Source organism: Roseofilum acuticapitatum BLCC-M154 (assembly GCF_030068475.1).
Classification (GTDB): Bacteria; Cyanobacteriota; Cyanobacteriia; order Cyanobacteriales; family Desertifilaceae; genus Roseofilum; species Roseofilum acuticapitatum.
Window position 1 is genome coordinate 1 of the sequence record NZ_JAQOSP010000131.1, and the last position, 18,393, is coordinate 18,393.

Below are 18,393 nucleotides of genomic sequence, written 5' to 3' on the forward strand. Positions count from 1 at the left end.
CATGAAAATTTGTTAAGAAGCGGGCAAGATGCCCGCACTCCTCGAATTCTTTGATATGACTGGAGTGGGAGCATCTTGCTCCCTGGATTTTTAATTAGGGTATTTCCGCTTCGCGGACATGAATAAGCGAACTTGATATCATATCAAGTCCGCTTAATTGGTTAAGAAGCGGGCAAGATGCCCGCACTCCTCAAATTCTTTGATCTGACTGGAGTGGGAGCATCTTGCTCCCTGGATTTTTAATTAGGGTATTTCCGCTTCGCGGACATGAATAAGCGAACTTGATATCATGTCCGCTTGCGGAATATCCCTCTCCCACTCCGAGAGGGACTTTTTCCCCCTTCTCCCGCGGGAGAAGGGGGTAGGGGGATGAGGGGAAGCCATTACACAACTCATTTAGGTTTGCTATAGAGCTTCTAAATCTTCAATTGACGCTCCACTGCCTAAAGGCGAGTGGATTCTTGGTTCATCAAGTCCACTTAAACTAAGTACCTTGCGATTCCTAGCCCAGAGGTGGTTCTTTCCCCAAGCGTTACTTTTCGTGCGCCCCACGATAGTTGTATTTCTACAAAGTTTGTTTTGTTTAAATACTGCGAGTGTCTAGCTCCTGCAAAGATTTTACCTACCCACAGGAAGGAACTAGAACTTATGGATAGAACCCCATATCTTTGATTGCCAAGGTACAGCGTTGCTTTTCAGCACTAGGTTTTGTTAGAGCAGGTTAATTACCTTTCCTGCTATACTCTGATTATACATACAATCAGAGACTATGGCAAGGACTAAACGACTACAACTTTTACTTTCTGAACTTGAATATGAGACTCTTAAGACCTATGCACAATCCAAACAAGTCCCCATGTCTGAAGTTCTTAGGGATTACATTAAAACCCTAAAAAAGCCGTCCTAAAAGGACGGGGCTTTAAACCCAAATTTTGGGTAACCCTTGCTGGGCTTCCCCTTCCACGGCAAACTGTTGGCTGAGTAATTCCAGAACTTGGGCTTCTTCTGGGGTGACAATGCCATCGAGTTCGGCCATTTTTTGACATTGCATCATCAAGGGGAGCGCAAAATCTGGGTTAATTTGGGGAAGTAATTCTTCTAGGGGGGTGGGATTATCAATATTTTGACTAATGGCTTCTAAGGACGCTGGAGAAAGATGCATCGGTTCTAATTCTGGAAGCAAATCTTCCCAGGTTTTATCCGGATTTCCAGCTAAAATCATATGGACTAAAATCCGATCCATAATCGTTTCTTGGGTAATGGCAGCTTCGAGATAGTGCTGGCTTTCTTCTTGTAGAGTTTCTAGGGTGGCTTCCATAACAATGGGGCTACATTTCGCTTCATAAAACCGACAAGCAGCATAACCTAAAGCATAGAGGAGGGCGGCGTTGGCGCTGGCGCTAATGGCTGCACCAGCGATGGAGGTGACTTTTAAGAATCCTAATCCGGCTTGTACCGCTTTTCCACCGCCAAAAGCTAATCCAAATACAGCTAAAACTTCTCCTTTGCGGGCTGGATCTTCGGTGTCAAAACCATAAGCATAGGCAATTTGATAAACCATTTCGGCTTGTAGGGCAGTAGTGGCGGCTAAATCGACGGCAAGCATGAGCATGGATGCACCGGGCAGACTGGTGGCGATTTCTGTTGCTCCAACGAATAGAGCTTTTTGCACCATGACGCGATGACTAATTTGATCGGGGGATTCTTGGGGAAATTGGGTTTGAAGTTTCAGAATCGATTCTTTGGCTTGAACGACATCGACTTGATCGACAATATTGAAAATCCAATCGGCTTTTAGGAATTGGGTAAAGGGTTGCATCAAGGGATTTTCATGGGCAATTTTGAGGATGTCGTTGATGCGATCTGGGGTTTGAAAAACCATGTTACCAAGATTACTAGCCATGTCTAGGGTGGTTTTGGCGATCGCCTCTCCCGTTTGTCCTGCTGCATTCCCCATGCTTCCCATGGCTTGAGTCACGCTATTTCCGGTTGCCATGGTGGTATTGGCGATCGCTCCTGTGACTTGTACGATCGCACTCCCAGCACTCTCCCCAGCCTTACCCACTCCTTCAATCACGGTATCACTCGCATTTCCGGCTAGGATAGCAAGGGTTTGTGTGGCTTTTCCCATGGTTTCGGTTGCACCTGTGGCTGCACCACCCACTGCTTCAATGACGGTATCGCTTGCATTTCCGGCTAGGATAGCAACGGTTTGCGTAGCTTTTCCCATGGCTCCGGTTGCACCTGCGGCTGCATCGGCGACTTTTCCAAAGAGGGAACCCCAACCGGATTTTTTCCCTGGTTCTGGAATGGGAGAAATTGCCGTTTCTGGTGCAGGAGTAATGGCGGTTTCTGAGATCAGTTGAATCGTTTGCTCCCAGATTGGCACAGCTTCACCGGTTTTTCTACCCACAACGGTGATAGTTTGAATGGAGTTAACTCCCAGTTGAATAAAAAACTTCTGTAAAATCTCTACTAACTTAGCTTGCGGCGGCCCATTTAAGGATTCTACACTGAGCCATATTCCTTGGGATTGAGCCATCACTAGAGCGGTCAATCCTTTGGGGTTAAGGTTACGGTTGAGGATGTCGGCGATCGCCTCTACCTTACCCTGTTTCGCTGCTGCTAATGTCTCCGTTTCCTGCTCCGTTGGCAGCTTTAGCACCTGTTGCCATTCCGGAAGCTCTTCCTCCGCCTCCTTCCCATAGACCTTAATTTGGCTCACGGAGGCGATCGCCAGTTTTTTGAAAAAATTGGTCAAAACCTTAACAAAAACCGCTTCGGTGGGAACTTGAGCGCCTTCTAGCACTAAATTTAACGTCTCACCCTTACAGGTCACCTTGGTATTAATTCCTTTAGGTTGCAATTGCCGATTGAGGATCAAGGCGATCGCATCCGGGTTACCTTGTTTGGCAAGTTCAAGCACACTGGTTTGTACAGAGCTACTCATAGGGCAGTCCTTCCTTATTCACGTAGAGCGTATTAAACCCAACGCCTTTAGAACGGAGAGTTTAATCGATTGATCTGGATGATCACCCTAAAGATTATACCCGAATCCTGCGATCGTCTCCGCATTCCCCTGAAATTATCCATGACCTCAATTGGTATAATCATTCATATCCCCATTCCCCCATTCCCCCACAGAGGGTTTTAACTGTGTTGATGGAATTTGGCCCATCTTTGGGGAGACCAAGAGTTGATACTCTTGAAGGCTCTTCAATTAAGAATCTCAAAGAGCTTCGCATTTAATATAAAGGAGACCCTTGGCGGATTTTATTTGCGTTCGACCCGGAACGACAAGCTATTTTACTCGTTGGTGGCAACAAAACGGGTAACAAGCGATGGTACAAGGAAAATATTGCTATAGCAGAACGACGTTATGAAAACTATCTTGAACAACTGAAGGAAGAAGAACCATGAAAGACTATACAACATTATCGTCAGAGTTAGCCAAACTTTCTCCAGAACGACAGGAACGGATTAAAGCTAGAGCAGATAAAATTTATCTTGAAGAATTGACTTTGAAGTATCTGCAAGAGAGTTAAGAAAAATTCAATCCATTGTAGAATCTCATCAAGAACAATTTTTAGAGGCATGGTATGAATACTTCGATCGTTGAAACTGATATTCGTGTCCATCAAGTCATCATTGTCGTATTTTAGATCATGGCTGATCTGGATAAAATAATCGACAAAGTTCTCTGGGGAGACATTCGTTCTGTCGCTGACCAGATACCCGATAACGTTGTGCAAACTATTATCACCAGCCCACCTTATTTTGGTCACAGAAATTATGGTACAGAACCAGAAAGTGAATATGAAATTGGTAGAGAAAATAGCCTAGATGTGTATATTGAAAATCTTACTTCCTGTTTTAGTACCATTAAATCTAAACTCCGTGACGATGGACTATTTAGGAAAACGGAATGGTACACCCGAAAAGGGTAAAAACTCAGGAAACTCTAACCTACACACAGGAAGGTGGGATCAGGCTTTTCATCCCAAAGGGAGAAATAAAAGAACGGTTTGGGAAATTCCGTTAGGAAAATTTAGGGATGCCCATTTTGCCGTCTATCCTGAAGCGTTGGTTGAAACCTGCCTCTTGGCTGCAAGTCGGAAAGGTGATATTATTTTTGATCCGTTTGCGGGTTCAGGAACAACAGGTGTGGTAGCGCTCAAGCACCAGAGGAAGTTTATCGGCTGTGAACTGGTGAAGGAATATCAAGAAATGGCACAAAAGAGGATCGATGAATTGGTGGTTCAACCGAGTCTCTTTGAATAATGTTTACCCGGTTAGAGAGTAGTGCGAGCATCTTGCTCGCTAGAGAAAGACAGCAAGCATCTTGCTCGCTAGAGAAAGACAGCAAGCATCTTGCTCGCTAGAGAAAGACAGCAAGGATCTTGCTCGCTAGAGAAAGACAGCAAGCATCTTGCTCGCTAGAGAAAGACAGGGAGCAAGATGCTCGCTAGAGAAAGACAGCAAGCATCTTGCTCGCTAGAGAAAGACAGCAAGCATCTTGCTCGCTAGAGAAAGACAGGGAGCAAGATGCTCGCTAGAGAAAGACAGGGAGCAAGATGCTCGCTAGAGAAAGACAGGGAGCAAGATGCTCGCTAGAGAAAGACAGCGAGCAAGATGCTCGCACTCCCCATTCCCCTACAATAGAAAAGTAACGATTTCACTAAACCTATGGCCAGAGACTTACGCGGATTTATCAACCTACTCGAAGAGCGCGGACAACTGCGACGAATCAAAGCATCCGTCGATCCCGATTTAGAAATTGCCGAAATTTCTAACCGAATGCTGCAAGCGGGAGGCCCTGGGTTACTGTTTGAGAATGTGCAAGGATCGCCTTTTCCCATTGCGATTAATTTAATGGGAACCGTTGAGCGCATCTGTTGGGCGATGAATATGGATAATCCCTTAGAACTAGAAGCTCTAGGGAAAAAGTTGGGGATGTTACAACAACCCAAACCACCGAAAAAGATTTCCCAAGCCATTGATTTTGGTAAGGTTTTGTTTGATGTGGTGAAAGCTAAACCGGGGCGCGACTTTTTTCCCAATTGTCAACAGGTGGTGATTCCAGAAGAGGACTTAGATTTAAATACCTTGCCCCTGATTCGTCCCTATCCGGGAGATGCCGGAAAAATTATCACTTTAGGATTAGTGATTACTAAGGATTGTGAAACGGGAATTCCTAATGTTGGGGTGTATCGGTTGCAGCTTCAATCGGCGAAAACCATGACCGTGCATTGGTTATCGGTGCGGGGGGGAGCGCGTCATCTGCGAAAAGCGGCTGAACAGGGGAAAAAGCTGGAAGTGGCGATCGCCCTCGGCGTTGACCCCCTCATCATCATGGCTGCCGCAACCCCCATCCCCGTAGACCTCTCCGAGTGGTTATTTGCCGGACTCTACGGAGGCTCTGGAGTTTCTTTAGCTAAATGTAAAACCGTAGACCTCGAAGTTCCCGCAGACTCCGAATTTGTCCTCGAAGGAACCATCACCCCCGGCGAAGTCCTCCCCGATGGCCCCTTTGGCGACCATATGGGCTATTACGGCGGTGTAGAAGACTCGCCCCTGATCCGCTTCCAATGCATGACCCATCGCAAAGACCCCGTATACTTAACCACCTTTAGCGGCCGGCCGCCCAAGGAAGAAGCTATGATGGCGATCGCCCTTAACCGCATCTACACCCCCATCTTGCGCCAACAAGTCTCCGAAATCGTTGATTTTTTCCTCCCCATGGAAGCCTTAAGTTACAAAGCCGCCATTATTTCCATCGACAAAGCCTATCCCGGCCAAGCCAAACGCGCAGCCCTCGCCTTTTGGAGCGCCCTACCCCAATTCACCTACACAAAATTCGTCATTGTCGTCGATAAAGACATCAATATTCGCGATCCTCGGCAAGTTGTTTGGGCGATTTCCTCCAAAGTAGACCCCTCACGAGATGTATTTATTCTTCCCGAAACGCCCTTTGATACCCTCGATTTTGCCAGCGAAAAAATTGGTTTAGGCGGCAGAATGGGCGTTGATGCCACAACTAAAATATACCCAGAAACAACCCATGAATGGGGAGCCGTTCTAGAATCCGATCCAGAGGTCGCGGCCAAAGTAGACCAGCGCTGGCAAGAGTATGGATTAGGCGATCTTACTCTCGGCGAAGTTGACCCCAATGTATTTGGCTATGAAATGTAATGAAAATTTAAGTTTTTTGGAATCCTTAACCCCATCAAACTCACAACTACTGAGTTAAACCCTAGGGTAATGATGGGGACTACCAAAAATTATGATTTAACTTAACAATACCTATCCTGACAAATCAAAACTTGTCGTCTAAACTATTCTCTACAGCCTTAACGTCTTCCATTATTTAAAGACCAAGGAGAAGGAGATCGTAATCATGTCCAAACCCAAACGCCGCCTACGACAGCTAGTCCTAGCTGCCATGGTTTGCACCCTCGCCAGTTGGGGGGATGTTGTCCCCAGACCCATGCGCTCTGCCGCAGTTGCCCAAGAAGAAGCCACAGAAACAGCTTCTGCACCTGAAGCTAGAACCACCAAAGATCCAGAGATTCCCGTTGATGAACTCAAACTTATGGTTAAGCCTCTAACCCTAGCGGAGTTAGAAGTAGAAGCTCAAGCTTGGTTGCTTTTACTGCAAGACAAAGTGCGGCAAATCACCAATCAAGAGATTGCCATTAAGCGTAAAAACGTCAAAATTCAGGAGACGGAAGAAGCGGTTAGAAAACTCGCAGAAGCCGAGAAAACCCTAGAGGAAGCCAAAGAAGCGGAGATCCGAGAAGGTGCGGGCAGTACCGCCGTGATTGAAAAAACAGAAGCGGCTGAAGAAGCTCTTAGACAAGCTCAAGAGTCTGTAGATGCCGCAGTAGAAGCAGAGAGGAAAATTCAGGAGGATGAGGAATTAAAAGCAACGGTTGACTCAGCTTTGGACAACAATCCAGAGGCAGAAGGAGAAGAACCGGACCCTCTGTTAGAAAATGACTTGGATGCTCAACAGGCTGAAGCCATAACAGCACAGGTGGAAGAAGCGGCCGGCTTACTGACAGAGGAAGCAGAAGGGACAGCTCAAGCGGATGGAGAAAATTTAGATGAAGAGGCAATTGATGAAGCCACGGGTCTTCCTTTAGCAGAAGGAGAAGCGGATGCAGAAGGAGAAACTGATGCTGAGGGCGCTACCTCCTCTGGTGATGGCATCGCTGAGAAGGAAGAGAAAGTTGAACAACTTGGGCAAGTAGAAGCTCAGTTAGAACAAGCAGCAGGCGCAGAAGCTGATGTCAAGCAGGAACTGGTGATTCAGGTTACTGAACTGCAAAATGAGCAAACTGCTCTAGCAGACCGGTTTAAGGTGATTCTAGATGCCATTGATCTGCGCGGTGGAGATACAGAATCCTATCGCCAATATATCGCTGCCGTTAGTGGTATCGAAATTGATGTCACAGATACTCAAGGGTTAATGGTTCGACTCCTGAGTTGGGCCCGTTCGGAAGAAGGGGGGCTGCGCTGGGCGATAAACGTAGGAATCTTTGTGGGTATTGTCTCTGTTTCTGGGGTAGTGTCTTGGTTTGGTGGAAATGCGCTCGATGCATTGTTCGCGAGGACTTCATTTGCCTCTGAGTTATTTGAGGGCTTTATCGTCAAGACCTTCCGCCGAGGAACTATAGTGATGGGAGTTCTGATCGGCTTAACTGCCCTAGGAGTGAGCCTTGGGCCTCTTCTGGCTCTTATTGGGGGTGCAAGTTTCATCCTGGCCTTCGCCCTGCAAAGCAACCTCAGTAACTTGGCCAGTGGTTTGATGCTGATGTTCTATAAACCCTTTGATGTGGGAGATGAAGTGAAGGTTGCTGGGATGTGGGCTGTAGTTGATTCCATTAGCTTGGCTAACACGACCTTCAAAGCCTTTAGTGGTGAACTGGTTGCTGTTCCCAATACTACAGTTTGGAACGACAAAATTCATAACCTCACCCATGATGAATTCCGGAAAGTTAAGCATGATATCCGGTTGAATGTGAATGAGGATCTGCCCCGTGTCAAAGAGCTATTGACAGAGGTGATGAAATCCCATCCCAAAGTTGTGCAAGACAAGTGGATTGGTACTTATATCTATTGGTATCAAGAAGATCATATTCCCATTAGTGCAAGCTGCTGGGCAACCAAGGAAGATTACTGGTACGTCTGGGAAGAGACCTTGATCATGATTCAGGAACGGTTCAAGCAAGAAGGGATTAGTGTGGCAATTCCCACTGCGGTGGAAATTGGATACGAGTATATCCAAGACAAGGCTCACAGTCCGATCATTCCTGCTTCTCTTGGGGATAATACCCCCAAGTTTGCTAAGAATAGCTAAAGCTCAATAGACGGATTAGAACAGTTAGAGTGAGTGATAGGGTGGGCATTGCCCACCCTACCGCTTTTAATTGGCTTTTAAGAATAAATTGCAACCGAACCCCATGTTTGATCCAACTTCATCTTCATCTTTGTGGTCTCAGTTTAGAGCTGCCTATCCCACAGCCAGCCTGATTTCTGAGCTACTCCAGATTCACGAGCAACAGTATGTTGTCCGAGTGCAGATCGAATGCGGTAACTTAGTCCTGGCAACGGGTTTATCGGCCGATCGCCACATCGAAAAAGCCGAAGATCGAGCCAGAGAACGGGCGATCGCGCTTTTGCAACTCCCTTCTCTCCAACCGAATCCTGCTCCCCCCTCTGTACCCCCGACTGTCGTTAAACCTGCCGTTGAACCAACCGTTGAACTAGCGCCCCCTCCCGAACCGAGTCCCCCCAAACCCCCTGCTCCCAAACCTCAAGCTAAAGCCCTAAAAGTGCCAGAACCAGAACCAGAAACTTGGTCTCCTATGCCTCCCCTAGAAGACGATCCAGAAGAGTATGCGGATGAACCCCTACCCCCTCCACCGGAACCGGAATCCGAACCCAAACCCGCATCAGAAGAAGAGTTTGATTTCTCGGATATTAGTCTCAAAATCGACATGGAACTCAAGCACATTGGATGGAACAGTAAACGGGAAAGTGACTACCTCAAACGCATCTATGGTAAAAACAAGCGCATGATTCTCGGCGATGAGGAAATGAAAGAGTTTCTAGACTATCTGCAAGCCTACGCGCAGACGGATGTGGAACTCAAAAAAGTGGGTTGGAGTGCTGAACAAGGGAAAGACTATCTGAAAAGCCAATATCCAGAGAGTCAAGGTTCCCGCCTAATGTTGACCTGTAGTCAAATCAAAGAATTTCTCCAGCACCTGCAACAAACGGGTTCGTCTGGCGACGAGTTCTTTTAGAGATGGTGGGAGATGGGGAGATGGGGAGATGGGGAGATGGGGAGATGGGGAGATGGGGAGATGGCCTTTTGCCTATTCCCTATTCCCCATTCCCTATTCCCTAATCTAATTAACCACGCTGATGGGTTGACTGGCAGAAGGACGGCGATCGATCACTTGATCGATTAACCCGTATTCTACGGACTCTTGAGCCGACATAAAGAAATCGCGCTCGGTATCTTCTTGAATGCGTTCCAAAGGCTGGCCGGTATGACTCGCCAATAGCTCATTCAACCGTTGCTTATGATAGAGAATTTCTTTGGCTTGGATCTCAATATCCGTAGCTTGACCTTGCGCTCCTCCGAGGGGTTGGTGAATCATAATCCGAGAATGGGGTAAGCTCATGCGCTTGCCTTTCACCCCTGCACTGAGCAGGAAAGCCCCCATACTAGCCGCCAAGCCTACACAAATGGTAGAGACATCGGGACGAATTTGATTCATGGTGTCAAAAATCCCCATACCCGCCGTGACCGATCCACCCGGTGAGTTAATGTAGAGATAGATATCTTTCTCTGGATCTTCAGCATCCAAAAAGAGGAGCTGGGCTACGACTAAGTTAGCCACATCTGCATCGATCGCCTGTCCCAGAAATACGATTCTTTCCCGTAATAGTCGAGAATAGATATCAAAGGCCCGTTCACCACGTCCAGATTGTTCAATGACGGTCGGAATCATCGTGTTCTACCACCTTTTCGTAAAGTTTTATTAATTCTTACACTTTTCTGCGAACAATAACAGTGGTGGAGATCACACCTTATGGAGATGGGGAGATGGGGAGATGGGGGGATGGGGGGATGGGGGGATCTCTGATTACCAGTTACCGATTAACCCATAATCACTGAGTTAAAATAAACCAGTGAGATCGTCCTCAGAGACTAGAGAAAACCACTATGGCCACATTTTTAACTCGCCTGTCTTCAGGTTCAACCCTCCTAGTCCTTACCCTGTGTCCTTGGCTCAGTGTGCTGTGGAGTGTCAAAGGCTCGGCTCAAACGGCTCCGATTATGGCGGCTCCCGATGGCACAGGGACGCAAGTGCGGGCGATCGGCAATCAATACCAAATTACCGGCGGCCAGCTCTCTTCAGACGGCGCGAATCTCTTTCACAGCTTTAGCCAATTTGGACTCTCTGCGGGTCAAATTGCTAACTTCTTAGCCAACCCCAACCTACAAAATATCCTGGGTCGCATTAATGGCGGCGATCCCTCTATTATCAACGGATTGCTACAAGTCAGTGGAGGAAATCCGAACCTTTATCTGGTTAATCCCGCAGGTATAGTCTTTGGCCCCAATGCCAGCCTCAATGTCCCGGCCGCGTTTAATGCCAGCACTGCTACAGCTATTGGCTTTCAGGGGGTTAACGGCAGTACCAACTGGTTTCAAGTGTTGGGGTCAAATGACTATAACAGCCTGGTGGGAACACCGACGACCTTTGACTTCCAGACCGCTTATCCCGGTGTAATTGTTAACTTAGGAAACCTAGAAGTTTCACCCGGTCAGAGCTTAACCCTGATGGGGGGACAAGTCATCAATACGGGGACTCTGGCTGCTCCGGGAGGAAATCTTACCATTACAGCGATTCCGGGAGCGCAACGGGTGAGAATTTCGCAACCCGGTCATCTGTTGAGTTTAGATCTTCCCCTGAATCCAGATGCACCTCAAGTGAATGCGCCCAATTTAGCTACTTTGCTCTCGAATTCCGGGATCGATCATGCTTCGCAATTGCAGATTAACGAGCAAGGACAGGTGGTTTTAACGGGTTCAAGGATGATTATACCGGAAACGGCGGGAGTGGCGATCGCCTCTGGAACCCTCGATGTTTCCACCCCTAACCCCCACTCCACCCCCAGCACCCTCAATATTTTCGGTCAACAAGTGGGTGTAATCAACGCTCATCTGAACGCATCGAGTCCCTCCCAAGGGGGAAATATCTACATCGGGGGAGGATTTCAAGGACAAGGAGAGCAACCCAACGCCACCCATACCCTGATTGATAGCCAAAGCCTCATTCAGGCCAATAGCACCCACCAGGGAAACGGCGGCCAAATCATCATTTGGTCAGATGAAACCACCCAGTTTTACGGCACAGTAGAAGCCACTGGGGGGCCGATTTGGGGAAATGGCGGATTTGTAGAAATTTCGGGTAAAGAAACCCTGGCTTTTGAAGGAAAAGTGGATTTAAGCGCTGTGGATGGAGAAGCGGGAACGCTCCTACTTGACCCGAAAAATATTACCATTTCTAACGATCCTTCCCAACCCAATAATATTGAAGATGAATTACCGGTTATTGCTTTTGATTTATTGCCCGATGAAGACATTACCATCAATGCCGAAGTTTTAGAAGAACAGCAAGGAAATATCGAACTGCAAGCGACCAATACTATTACTCTTGCTAGTGGGGTTTCTCTTGATTTTGTCGAAGGAGGATCGATTACATTTACGGCGGATGCGGACTCGGATAATGAAGGTTCCTTTCTGATGGACTCCTCCGCTACGATTACGGCTCCTGGTCGAGAGATTAATATTTCTGGAGCCAGCATTAGCCTGGGTAATTTAGATACGAGTGATAATCAACAGGGGGGAAATATTTTCCTGACCGCTTCTTTGGGAAATATTACGACCGGAAATTTAGACACTTCTTCTGATGGACAAGCTGGAAATATTTATTTAATGGCTTCCGAGGGAAATATTACAACCGAAAATTTAAATACATCCACTAAAACTGGTGATGCGGGTACGATTGAATTGACGACCGGTCGAGGAAATCTGACGACAGAAGAGATCGATGCAAGTGCAAGTCTAGGTGGTGGAAATGGGGGCGATATTCAGCTTACGATTAAAGAGAGTGGGAATATTATTACTGGTGGGTTGACTGTTTCGAGTACGGAAAATGGCGGTTCAGGAAATATTAGTTTTCAAACCCAGCAAGGTGATATTACCACAGAAGAAATTGACTCTAGTACGAAAAATGGTGATGCGGGTGATATTACGCTGAGAATTGGATCGGGAAATGGGGCGATCGCCCATGGAACCTTAGATGCGAGTGCTAAAAATGGCACGGTTGGCACAATTACCCTCGATCCCGATCCGAATCCAACTCCGGTTCCCACCCCAACCCCAACCCCAACACCTACCCCAAATCCTACCCCAACCCCCGCGCCTACCCCAACCCCAACCCCCACACCCCTGCCAATTCCTAACCCTATACCTGCACCAACACCAGCACCGAGTGAAACACCCATACCTGCACCCACTCCAGCACCAACACCAGCACCGAGTGAAACACCCATACCTGCACCAACCGCAAGTGAAACTCCTGCACCCACCCCGACTTCAACGCCCTCAACACCAGCAGAATCTGCGCCAGTGAGCGATCGCAATACTGATGATTTATCTGAATCTGAGATGGAATCAATTGCCAGCACCCTATCCCCCAAATCAGAAACAACCAACCCATCTAATCCTTTAGAAGCTAATGGTTCAGAAGCCATAGAATCAGGAAATACCAACCCCAGTCTCTTAGGGGAGTCTGAAGCAGAAATTGGTACATTTCTGAATCTTGATGCTAATATTACTCGATTCAATTCCGGCTTATCGAATGCGAGTTTGTCAACTCTTGAAAATCGGATTGATAGTGATGTAAGTAGCCCGATTTCTTATGTTGGTGCAGATCGAGAAACAGAGGCTCAGAAAGAAGAAAGCAATGTGATTAATTTGGGAAATTTAATGTCTCGATCAGAATTTAATCTTTTGATTCAAGAACGAGAACAAAATTTAAGTCATGAGTATGCTGATTACTTGGATTTAGATTTTCAGGGGAGTCAAGTTCATGCACTTCGGGAAAGCCAAGAAATATTAGAGCGTATGGAACAGGAGACAGGAGTCAGAACGGCTATTATTTATGTTGGATTTTATGCACCGGGTGTGATTAATGCTCAGAATAAAGCTGAGATAACTGGGAAAACCGAGTCAGAAGGGCGATATCTAGAATTGATGATGGTGACTCCTGAAGGTAAACCCTTGCGAAAAGTGATTGCGGGTGTCAGCGATCGAGACGTATTAGATAAGGTGAGGGAGTTAACCTTAGAAATTACTAATCCCCGCAGACGATATACGACCAGTTATTTAAGTTCATCTCAGCAACTCTATGATTGGATTATTCGCCCCTTAGAAGAGGAATTAAAAGCTGAAAATATTGACAATTTAGGGTTTGTTTTAACGGCAGGATTGCGATCGCTCCCTGTGGCGGCGCTCCATGACGGCAATCAGTTCTTAATCGAACACTACAGTCTGGGTATCCTGCCGAGTTTGAGTTTGGTTAATACTGATATATCTAAAGTTCAGGGAACTCCAGTATTAGCGATGGGTGCATCAGAATTTACTGAACTTGCCCCATTACCGGCTGTACCCATAGAAATTAACACCATTATCGAGACTTGGACAGGGAATGAATTCCTCAATCAGGGATTCACCCTCAATAATTTGATCGAAAGTCGCCAGCAACAATATTATGGCATTATTCACTTAGCAACCCATGGTGAATTTCGTGCAGGAAGTCCAGAAAATTCTTATATCCAGTTGTGGGATAGTCAACTCAAACTCAATCAGCTTGAGCAACTTAACTTGAAAAGTCCCTTGGTGGAATTGTTGGTTTTAAGTGCTTGTCGCACAGCCCTAGGAAATCCGGATGCCGAATTAGGATTTACAGGATTAGCAGTTCAAGCGGGGGTGAAAACGGCTTTGGGTAGTTTATGGTATGTCAGTGATGAGGGAACTTTGGGATTAATGAGTGAATTTTATGCCCACTTGAAACACTCCGCAATTAAGGCGCAAGCTCTGCAACAAGGTCAGCAGGAGATGATTCAAGGCTTGGTGAAGATAAAAAATGGACAGTTGATTGTCCCTAGCTTACAGGAGCCAATTCCTTTACCAGAGAGTCTCCAGCATTTAGATGAGGAAGTGCTAAGTCATCCTTATTTTTGGTCTGGGTTTACGTTGGTGGGTTCCCCTTGGTAATCTCAATTAATAATTAATAATTAGCAATTAAACCGATCCAAAACTGGCGTTAAACTAGATGGAGAGCAAGCTGGAAGAGAAACCAAAATGACCTATATGTGTGATTTAGGTTCAGGACATCGCATCTATTTGGAGAATCAAGGGATGCAAACTGTGGTAACGGCGATCGCCAGTAGTCCTGGACAACAACAGCAGTCGAGTAATAGTTGGCAAACGGGCAGTTGGAGCAGTGCGCCAGAAGTGTTTGCAACGGGCAATGGCGTGGTGATTAAGATTAAAACATCTGGGGGCGATCGCCTGCTTCAAGTACAAGGAATGCAAATGGGTATGCTCAGTTCAACAGATATTCCGAGCCAACAACAGGCGATCGCCTTGCAAACCGTTGACGCTATGCCCAATACAGCCCAACCCATGCAACCCATGAAACCCATGGAACCGATGAAAATGGGCAACATGGAAATGAGTTTCTCCCCCATGCAAATGAAAATGGGCAATATGGACATGCAGATGGGATCGGCTTCTTCTGAGTCCTCATCATCTTCCTCCACAACTCCTCAACGGCGCTTTTGCAGTCAATGCGGTGCAGCCATAAAACCAGAGGATCGGTTTTGTTCCAGTTGTGGACATCGTTTGGGATAGGGAGATAGGAGGATGGGGAGATAGGGAGATAGGGAGGATTGCCTCTTGCCTATTCCCCATTCCCTATTGTTAATTGTTAATTGGTATAGTGGGTTTTGTGATCCCCAATTCTGTAAACAAAAATTCGTGAAAGCAATTACACTCCTTGGTTCCACCGGTTCGATTGGCACTCAAACCCTTGATATTGTCTCTGAACATCCCGATCAATTTAGGATTGTCGGCTTGGCAGCCGGTAATAATGTCACCTTGCTGGCGCAACAGATTGAGCAATTTCGCCCAGAAATTGTAGCCATTCGCAATCCGGAGAAATTACCGGAACTAAAAGCGGCGATCGCCTCCATCGATCCCCAACCCATTATCGTCGCCGGAGAAGCTGGAGTCGTCGAAGTTGCTGCTTATGGTGATGCCGAAAGTGTGGTCACCGGAATAGTCGGCTGTGCCGGACTTCTGCCCACCCTAGCTGCCATTAAAGCTGGTAAAGATATTGCCCTAGCCAACAAAGAAACCCTAATCGCCGGTGGCCCCGTAGTGTTACCCTTAGTGGAAGAATACGGCGTAAAATTACTCCCCGCAGATTCCGAACATTCCGCAATTTTCCAATGTTTGCAAGGTGTGCCCCAAGGAGGGTTGCGTAAGATTATTTTAACGGCATCTGGGGGAGCCTTCCGGGATTGGCCCGTAGAAAAATTAGCCGAAGCCAAAGTCAGTGATGCCCTCAAACATCCCAATTGGTCGATGGGACGCAAAATTACCATCGATTCAGCTACATTGATGAACAAGGGTTTAGAAGTGATTGAAGCCCATTTCTTATTTGGTATGGATTACGACAATATCGAGATTGTCATTCATCCCCAAAGTATCATTCACTCCTTGATCGAAGTTCAAGATACCTCCGTTTTAGCCCAATTGGGATGGCCGGATATGCGCTTACCTCTACTCTATGCGTTGTCTTGGCCAGAACGAATTTATACAGATTGGGAGAGCCTAGATTTAGTCAAAGCAGGCAGTTTAACCTTTAAACATCCGGATCATGATAAATATCCTTGTATGCAACTAGCGTATGATGCGGGGAGAGCTGGAGGATCGATGCCTGCGGTATTAAATGCAGCCAATGAGCAAGCGGTAGCTTTATTTTTAGAGGAGAAAATCGGCTTTTTAGAGATTCCTCAAGTCATTGAACAAGTGTGCGATCGCCACCAGAATACCTCCCATCCTTCCCTAGACGATATCCTAGAAGCCGATCGATGGGCAAGAACAATGGTTTTAGAAGTCGCTGATGGAGTCAAAAGCAACTCCTTAGTGATGCGCTAACACACCTTTGATGGGGAGATGGGGAGATCCTAAAAATCTGCAATTACTGATTACCCATAGCCTTTCTGGAATAGATGAGATACAGACTTAGCCCCCTCTCCCGTGGGAGAGGGGGTTGGGGGTGAGGGCTAGACTTCATGCAAAAGAGAAAAGCTATATTCCCCATTAACCATTACCTATGAATTTAGGAGCTTGCTGTCGATGAAAATTAGCACTTGGTCGAGCATCTCGACAAAAGTTAAAAGTCTAAGAATTCCTCAAAGTATAACTACAGCAATTTTAAGCCTATCAACGGCATTTTTTGCCGCACTTCCCAGTTATAGTGCAGAACAAATTGTCTTAAATTATGGCCCCCTAGAATGGTATTTATCCGTTGGGGATCTACAGGCCTTTGCCGAAGATGGCACAGTAAGCGACCAACTCGGTTTTTATCTGAAATTTCTAACCCCAGAGGGACAAGAGAATTTTCGGCAAGTGCTGACCTCTCCCTTAGAAACACAGGCCGCTTTAGAAGCAGGGTTACCTGGAGATGTTGAAGTTGGGCCGGTTGCCATTTCTAAGTTTTTCTCGTCTCCCATGGGTCGGGGAATTATCACAGATTTAGGTAAAATTTTACAAACCGATTCCCGATTTAATGGCGGCTCCTCTATCCGTTCAGCCCTAGTTTTATCGTCGGCCGAGCCAGAAGGGATGACGCTATTAAATTTCTTGAAAAAATTTCCAACTCGCCAATTGCGAGTCAATGCTAATCACATTTTGTCCCTGCGAAATTCCCTAGAGAATTTAATCAAAACGACAGATGCAGTTGTGGCAGAAATTGAAAGTAAAGCCGATGTAGAAATCAAGAGTGAACTGGATATTGACTATGAGCAACTACCGGATATTCGGGAACCGGGAGAGCGGCAGTTTACCACGAAGAAAATCGAATTAGTAGATGAGGAGCGCGATCGCCGCTTTTACGTTGATCTGTATATTCCAGAACATAAAAAGAACGAAAAACTTCCAGTTTTGATTATTTCCCATGGTTTAGCCAGCCACCCCGAACACTTTATACGCGCCGGATCGATATTGGCTTCCTATGGGTTTTTCGTTGCCATTCCCCAACATCCAGGTAGCGATTTGCAACATCTGCAAAACCTGCTGACCGGTCGAGAATTTGAAGTGTTCGAGCGCTTGGAATTTATTAATCGTCCCCTCGATATTCAGTTTCTGATCGACGAACTAGAGCGACGGAACCGCTCAGAATTGGGCGATCGCCTCAACTTAGACGCTATTGGAGTTGGGGGTCATTCCTTTGGCGGCTATACTTCCCTAGCTTTAGCCGGAGCAACTATTGATTTTGCCGCCCTAGAACAGCATTGCCAAAAAATTTTAGGATCGGCAGATATGGCTCTACGGTTGCAATGTCGCGCTCTCAGCCTAAAACCGGAAGAATATCAACAGCATACCTTACACGATCCCCGCATCAAAGCCATTTATGTTCTTAACCCCGTGAGCCGCTTATTCGGTCAATCAGGGATGGAAAAAATTGATATTCCGGTCTTAATGGCTGGTGGAGATAGCGATCCCGTGACTCCCCTCATTTCCGAACAAGTCCAACCCTTTAGTTGGTTAACCACAACCCATAAATATCTTTGTCTTCTCTACGGTAGCTCCCACACCGAACAACTCACCAAGCTCACCATGTCCTTAGTGCCTCAAGTAGGAGAGTTAGTAGAACCCGATCCGCAAATTGTCGGCACTTATGTTCGCGCTCTGGCTGTGGCTTTTTTCAAGGTTCATTTACTCAATGATGAGAGTTATAAACCTTATTTAACTTCTGCCTACTCCAATTCTATTACCATCGATCCTTACCTGGTGAACTTAATTCATTCCTTTACCCCAGAAGAGTTGGAATTAATCCTCAATAATGAGTAAAAAAATCAGTAAAACGGCTGTATTATATCAAGTCCGATTGTTCATGTCCGCGAAGCGGAAATACCATGATTAAAAATTTAGGGAGCGAGACGCTCCCACTCCAGTAATATCAAGGGATTAGAGGAGTGCGGGCATCTTGCCCGCTTCTTCACCCTTTATCC

Annotated in this window: 13 protein-coding genes and 1 pseudogene; 12 read left to right on the forward strand and 2 right to left on the reverse strand. The window is 46.5% G+C overall.

Annotated elements, in window-relative coordinates:
• Positions 1-919: 919 nt before the first annotated feature.
• Positions 920-2,950: an EcsC family protein gene (locus PMG71_RS20490; RefSeq protein WP_283755586.1), complete on the reverse strand. Its 2,031-nt coding sequence runs from the start codon at positions 2,948-2,950 to the stop codon at positions 920-922.
• Between the two features lie 314 nt (positions 2,951-3,264).
• On the opposite strand from PMG71_RS20490, the pseudogene PMG71_RS24265 reads away from it, so the two are divergent.
• The 8 genes and pseudogenes from PMG71_RS24265 to PMG71_RS20520 all read left to right on the forward strand — a co-directional run.
• Positions 3,265-3,420: pseudogene (locus PMG71_RS24265) on the forward strand (type II toxin-antitoxin system RelE/ParE family toxin); the annotation flags it as partial.
• A complete protein-coding gene (locus PMG71_RS20495; RefSeq protein ID WP_283755587.1) occupies positions 3,417-3,545 on the forward strand; it encodes a hypothetical protein in 129 nt (42 codons plus the stop codon). The pseudogene PMG71_RS24265 and the gene PMG71_RS20495, both read left to right, overlap by 4 nt.
• 14 nt (positions 3,546-3,559) lie before the next feature.
• Entirely contained in the window at positions 3,560-3,619 is a 60-nt protein-coding gene (locus PMG71_RS24055; protein WP_347179354.1) for a hypothetical protein, read from the forward strand.
• A gap of 46 nt (positions 3,620-3,665) precedes the next feature.
• Complete coding sequence (locus PMG71_RS20500) at positions 3,666-3,947, forward strand: hypothetical protein (protein ID WP_283755588.1); 282 nt, start codon at positions 3,666-3,668, stop codon at positions 3,945-3,947.
• Positions 3,904-4,281 carry a DNA-methyltransferase gene (locus PMG71_RS20505; protein ID WP_283755597.1) on the forward strand — a complete coding sequence of 126 codons (378 nt, stop codon included), beginning with the start codon at positions 3,904-3,906 and terminating at the stop codon, positions 4,279-4,281. Before PMG71_RS20500 ends, PMG71_RS20505 begins: the two co-directional genes overlap by 44 nt.
• A 405-nt stretch (positions 4,282-4,686) precedes the next feature.
• Positions 4,687-6,192, forward strand: coding sequence for a UbiD family decarboxylase (locus PMG71_RS20510; RefSeq protein ID WP_283755589.1), 1,506 nt, complete (start codon positions 4,687-4,689; stop codon positions 6,190-6,192).
• A gap of 205 nt (positions 6,193-6,397) precedes the next feature.
• Entirely contained in the window at positions 6,398-8,362 is a 1,965-nt protein-coding gene (locus PMG71_RS20515; protein ID WP_283755590.1) for a mechanosensitive ion channel domain-containing protein, read from the forward strand.
• Positions 8,363-8,465: 103 nt separating this feature from the next.
• A complete protein-coding gene (locus PMG71_RS20520) occupies positions 8,466-9,311 on the forward strand; it encodes a hypothetical protein (RefSeq protein ID WP_283755591.1) in 846 nt (281 codons plus the stop codon).
• A gap of 105 nt (positions 9,312-9,416) precedes the next feature.
• Here PMG71_RS20520 and clpP read toward each other — a convergent pair whose 3' ends face one another.
• Positions 9,417-10,025: an ATP-dependent Clp endopeptidase proteolytic subunit ClpP gene (gene clpP / locus PMG71_RS20525; protein WP_283755592.1), complete on the reverse strand. Its 609-nt coding sequence runs from the start codon at positions 10,023-10,025 to the stop codon at positions 9,417-9,419.
• Positions 10,026-10,240: 215 nt separating this feature from the next.
• Between clpP and PMG71_RS20530 the strand changes: the two genes are divergently transcribed.
• The 4 genes from PMG71_RS20530 (at position 10,241) to PMG71_RS20545 (ending at position 18,232) form a co-directional block, all read left to right on the forward strand.
• The gene (locus tag PMG71_RS20530) at positions 10,241-14,365 is read left to right on the forward strand and encodes a CHAT domain-containing protein (protein ID WP_283755593.1); all 4,125 of its coding nucleotides are present in this window, start codon (positions 10,241-10,243) and stop codon (positions 14,363-14,365) included.
• 87 nt (positions 14,366-14,452) lie between these two features.
• Entirely contained in the window at positions 14,453-15,004 is a 552-nt protein-coding gene (locus PMG71_RS20535; RefSeq protein ID WP_283755594.1) for a zinc ribbon domain-containing protein, read from the forward strand.
• A 126-nt stretch (positions 15,005-15,130) separates the two neighbouring features.
• Complete coding sequence (dxr, locus tag PMG71_RS20540; RefSeq protein WP_283755595.1) at positions 15,131-16,315, forward strand: 1-deoxy-D-xylulose-5-phosphate reductoisomerase; 1,185 nt, start codon at positions 15,131-15,133, stop codon at positions 16,313-16,315.
• A 201-nt stretch (positions 16,316-16,516) separates the two neighbouring features.
• Complete coding sequence (locus PMG71_RS20545; protein ID WP_283755596.1) at positions 16,517-18,232, forward strand: alpha/beta hydrolase; 1,716 nt, start codon at positions 16,517-16,519, stop codon at positions 18,230-18,232.
• Positions 18,233-18,393 lie beyond the last annotated feature (161 nt).